This is a genomic window from Streptomyces katrae (assembly GCF_000966975.1).
GTDB lineage: Bacteria > Actinomycetota > Actinomycetes > Streptomycetales > Streptomycetaceae > Streptomyces > Streptomyces katrae.
In genome coordinates, this window is sequence record NZ_JZWV01000917.1 from 1 (window position 1) to 2,790 (window position 2,790).

General features: G+C 75.3%; 2 protein-coding genes and 1 pseudogene. All 3 read left to right on the top strand.

What is annotated here, in order from left to right:
- Positions 1-499 (top strand): DUF1365 domain-containing protein (locus VR44_RS29615; protein ID WP_045950694.1); only part of this gene is annotated, 499 nt, incomplete at its 5' end.
- 67 nt (positions 500-566) lie between these two features.
- Positions 567-2,032 (top strand): annotated as a pseudogene (locus tag VR44_RS29620) (class I SAM-dependent methyltransferase).
- A partial coding sequence (locus VR44_RS29625; protein ID WP_045950695.1) for a DUF1295 domain-containing protein occupies positions 2,029-2,790 on the top strand: 762 nt, incomplete at its 3' end. The pseudogene VR44_RS29620 and the gene VR44_RS29625, both read left to right, overlap by 4 nt.

The window sequence follows — 2,790 nt, forward strand, 5'->3', positions numbered from 1 at the left end:
GCGGGTTCTGATGCTGGCGCACGCGCGCGTGCTGGGACACGTCTTCAACCCCCTGACCCTGTACTGGTGCCACGACGGGTCGGGCGGGCTCGTCTGTGTGGTCGCGGAGGTCCACAACACGTACGGCGAGCGCCACTGCTACCTGCTGCGCCCCGACGCCGGGGGCGGCGCCGAGGTGGCCAAGGAGTTCTACGTCTCCCCGTTCTTCGGCGTCGAGGGGAGCTACCGGATGCGGCTGCCGCTGCCGGGCGAGCGCCTCGACCTGACCGTCCAGCTCCGTCACGCGGACGGGTCGCGGCCACTGACCGCCACCGTCCGCGGCACGCACCGCCCGGCGACGCCCCGTGCGCTGCTCGCGGCGCTGCTGCGCAACCCGTGGCCGACCGCCGGTGTGTCGTTCGGCATCCGCCGGCACGGGATCCGGCTCCGGCTCAAAGGCCTGCCCGTCCGGCCGCGGCCCACCCGCCCGGCCCGGCCCGTCCAGGAGGACGCGCTGTGACCCTCACCCTCCCTCCCGCCCCCCACGGCGGTCCCCGCGCCGGCCGGCACCTGGTCGACGCCGCGCTCTGGCCCGATGTCGCCCGGCTGCCGCGCGCCTCGGCCCTGCGCACCGCGGTGGCCCGCCGGATCGTGGAACGGGCCGTGCGGCGCCTGCCGTTGCGGGTGCGGACCCCCGGAGCCGCGGCGCCGGCGCTCCCCCGGCAGCCCCGGGGATCGGCGGACGGCCTGCCGACCCTGATCCTGCACGATCCCGGGGCGTTCTTCCGGCGGATCGGCGCGGACGGCCTGATCGGCTTCGGCGNGCCGCCCCGAGGTCGACGCGGAACGCTGGCCCGCCGTGGGCCGCCTGCCTTCGGCCGGAGCCGCCCGGACCGCAGTCGCCCGCCACCTCGTGTGCCGCGCCCTGGACCGTCTCGGCCTGACCACGCCGGCCGACGCCGCCGCCGGCCCGCTGCTGACCCTCCACGACCCGGACGCCTTCCACCGGCGCATCGGCCGCGACGGCCTGATCGGCTTCGGCGAGTCCTACATGGCCGGCGAATGGGACGGCGACGACCTGGTCGGGGTCCTGACCGTCCTGGCCGGCCACGTCGACGACCTCGTACCGCATGCCCTGCGCCGGCTGCGCGGCGCCTGGGCGCACCGCAGGCCGGCCTCGGACCGCAACACCGTCGAAGGGGCCCGCCGCAACGTCCACCGGCACTACGACCTGTCCAATGAGCTGTTCGCCACCTTCCTCGACCCCACGCTCACCTACTCCTCGGCCGTCTTCGCCTCCCTCCCGGCCGGCGCCGAGGACCTGTCCGCGGCCCAGCACCGCAAGATCGACCGGCTGCTCGACCTCGCCGGGACCGGACCGGGCACCACCCTCCTGGAGATCGGCACGGGCTGGGGCGAACTCGCCGTCCGGGCCGCCCGGCGCGGCGCCCGCGTCCGCACCGTCACCCTCTCCCGGGAACAGCGCGACCTCGCCCTGCGGCGCGTCGCGGAAGCGGGCCTCCGCGACCGGGTCACCGTCGAGCTGTGCGACTACCGGCGCGTCGACGGCACCTACGACGCCGTCGTGAGCGTCGAGATGATCGAGGCCGTCGGAGCCGCCTACTGGCCCGCCTACTTCCGCGCCCTGCACCGCCTGCTGGCCCCCGGCGGGCGGGCCGTGCTCCAGGCCATCACCATGCCCCACGAGCGGATGCTGCACACGGCCCGCACTCACACCTGGATCAGCAAGTACGTCTTCCCCGGAGGCCTCGTCCCCTCCCGGGAGGCCATCGCCCGGCACAGCGCGGCCGCCGGGCTGTCCCTCGTCCACGACACCGGCTACGGCGAGCACTACGCGGAAACGCTCCGGCTGTGGCGGGAACGGTTCCTCGGCCGGTCCGCCGAGGTGAGCGCCCTCGGCTTCGACCACGTCTTCCGCCGGATGTGGGAGCTCTACCTCGCCTACTCCGAGGCCGGATTCCGCTCCCGCTACCTCGATGTGCGCCAGCTCGTCCTCACCGGCCGGACGACGGCTGACGGAGGCACCGGATGAGCCCCGTCGACAGCACGGCCCTCGTCACGGTCCTCGCCGCCGCGGCCGCGACGGCGCTCGCCGTCATGCTCCTGACCTTCGCGGTGGCCCTGGTCAAGGGGGTGCACCGGATCGTCGACAGCGCCTGGGGCCTGGCGTTCGCGGCCGTGGCCGTCGTCGCCTGGTCCCTCTCGGCCGGCCACGGCGACCCCGTGCGCAGGACCGTGGTGGCCCTCGCCACCGTCGTGTGGGGGCTGCGCCTCGCGGTGCACATCGCCCGGCGCGGCCGGGGCCACGGGGAGGACCCCCGGTACGCGCGGATGCTCGCCCGGGCCCCGGGCAGCACCGCCCTGTACGCCCTGCGCACCGTCTACCTCCTCCAGGGCTCCCTGGTCTGGGTGGTCTCCCTCCCCGTCCAGGTGGCGGTGCTGCTCCCCCGGCCCCTGGACGCCGCGGCCGCCGTGGGGCTGGTCCTGTGGGCCGTCGGTCTGTTCTTCGAGGCGCTCGGGGACCACCAGCTCGCCCGGTTCAAGGCGGATCCCGCGAACGAGGGCCGCATCATGGACCGCGGCCTGTGGGCCTGGACCCGGCATCCGAACTACTTCGGCGACTTCCTCCTGTGGTGGGGCCTGTACCTGACGGCCTGCGCCACCTGGCAGACCGCGGCCGCCACCGTCGTCTCCCCGCTCCTGATGAGCGCGCTGCTGATCAAGGGCAGCGGCAAACGCCTGCTGGAGGCGCACATGGCCGGGCGTCCCGGGTACGCCGCGTACCTGGCC